Genomic DNA, 2,220 nt, shown 5'->3' with positions numbered 1-2,220 from the left:
CGCGGGCGTCCGAGGGATAGTCGCTCGCAACGACCCGCACCCTCGCCTCGGACGGTGGAACGACGTCGTGACAGGGTTTGCGTTCGCACGTCGGCAGCCGAGCCCCGACCATCGACCGGTAGGCGGTGCCCCTGCCTATCCCAACCCTGCCTATCCCACCCCTGCCTACCCCAGCTGTCGCGTCATCTGTCGTCGCGGATACTTCCTCCGCGACCGGTCGTCGGAGCGACGAAGAGTCCTTCCTCGAGATCACCCGGCCACCGGTCCGCGTGAGCTCCTTTCGAGCATCACCGTCGAACGTCTCACCCCACGGGACGCGGGACCGCGATGCATGCATGGAGTACGCCGATCACCGCGGACGAAGCAGGACATACCGGCGGAGGATCCACGCGACCGGGCGGACGTACCTCTGTCGCCCAGACGGGGCGTGCCCTCCGGTCCGTTCCGCTCGACAATGTCCTATGCAGTCGGATGCTCCGAGCCGGTTTCTGCCCTCGTCGGGGCCGGCATCCGGATCAGGCGCGCCGAGAACCGGCCCGATCGTGTGATCCGCCCCGTCTCGGCGCCGACCGGTACCCGGCCGCAGCGAACCGTTCCGATCGCCCGCGAAGTCCGTCTTCGAGCATCGGGACGCGCAGGCCTTCTGCCGAGAGGCCCCACGGCACGCCGGGGGCGGCAGATTACCGGACCATGCTTCTTCTCCCCCGATTTCACCGAGAAACCTGAAACGCCGGGGCCGAAGGCATGATTCGCCGTTAAGTCCCGGGGCCCGTTTCCTCTCCGCATCCTCCCGGTCCGGAACCGCGAAAATAAATTCGAGCCGGTACGCGACAGAAGAGAGATCATGTGATGAAATTACTGCCAGCAATATAACCGGACCGAAGGAGATCGAACCTTACCGATCGCAAACAACTACATGACGCTCGCGCAGCACATGACGAAACCCCCTTGCGGGGGCTCGTCATTCGGTCGAACTTTGCCGAGATCGATCGGTACTCAGAACACCTAACGGCGTTAGTTTTCACCTTCGCCGCTAGGTGCCCTTATGGATCCGAAGTTGCCGCTTCGTCTCCGTCATGCGCTCTGACCAGGGATTTCCTTGCCGAGATCCCCAGCTCCCCGAAGGGACTTACCATGCCTGGTACGTCTCAGGGTACCTCATGCCCTGAACAGCAAACAACCTTTTCGACGACTTCCGGTGCGAAACCTCTTCGTCCCGAAGAAATATCGATTGCTTCCCCCCGCTTCGATGCCGGAGATATCGAATTCTCTGCCGTGATATCCCGCGCTGAAGCAAATATCCGACGCGTCGAGAAAATGAATCAAGAAAGCGGCCAACGTGGCCACACATGGTCCATTCCTGTGCCACCGTCGATGCAGTCCAAAACCCCCATTTGGTCGGGACGTATGCAATGGCAACGGCAGGTCCGCGAATTGCTCAACGAAGAGAAAGGCAGAAATGTCTGCCGACGCCATCACGCCGATCCCGAGCGGGTCTTTGCCGTCGCGGTAACGATGGCGTCGTTTGCGGACCTTCGCACGGGCCGCCGCGTGACGGCCTCCCGCGACGTGCTTGCGGACCGCGCGGGCGTGTCCGTTACTGTCCTCAAACGTGCGCGACGAGTCCTGTCCGACCTCGGCCTGGCCCGAGAGATGATCCGAGGACGATTTCTCCGCACGCTCGAGCAGTGGGCCGCTGAGGCTCACCACGGTCGTAGACAAGTCAAGGGCACCAGCGTCTGGTCGCTCATCTCCCCCAAGGCGGCCGTTCGGAGCCCCCGTGACCCCGGCCGGCCGGAGTCTTCGGCACGCCCCTGTCGCGCAGCGCTCTCCAGCACCGAAGCACCGTCACCGCCCCGTTATCCCCAGACAAGCGATGGTGGCCCCCAATCTGTTGCTCTTTCTTTTGGTTCTTGTACTTCTGTTAAGAAGTACAAGACAACGCGCGCGAGCGCGCGCAGGAGCAGGAATTCTCCGAAGAGACGGTCTGAGCCGCGTCCGATCAGCCTTCAGAAGGCCGCTGCAGCGCTAGTGGCCGCAACCCCTTGCCTGGAGGCCGCGGGGCATATCGGATCCGTCTGCGACGCGCTCAGGGACCATTACGTCGATACGGAACGGTGGAGTGGCCGCGATATTGCGACTACGCTCAACGAGGACACTCGGCGACGTGGATGGATCTGGCCGTCGCGAGGTTCCTTGAAGCATCCGGTTCGATACCTC

The 2,220-nt window shown here is 62.7% G+C and carries 1 protein-coding gene; it reads right to left on the bottom strand.

Annotation, left to right across the window (positions count from 1 at the left end; all coding sequences use genetic code 11):
- Positions 1 to 1,158: 1,158 nt before the first annotated feature.
- Complete coding sequence (locus R1101_RS30420; RefSeq protein WP_157179197.1) at positions 1,159 to 1,710, bottom strand: hypothetical protein; 552 nt, start codon at positions 1,708 to 1,710, stop codon at positions 1,159 to 1,161.
- Positions 1,711 to 2,220: the final 510 nt, after the last annotated feature.

Source organism: Rhodococcus sp. R1101, assembly GCF_000278445.1.
GTDB classification, from domain to species: domain Bacteria; phylum Actinomycetota; class Actinomycetes; order Mycobacteriales; family Mycobacteriaceae; genus Rhodococcus; species Rhodococcus gordoniae.
Note: the sequence above shows the minus strand (reverse complement) of the source record. Positions and strands in the feature narration are given on the sequence as shown.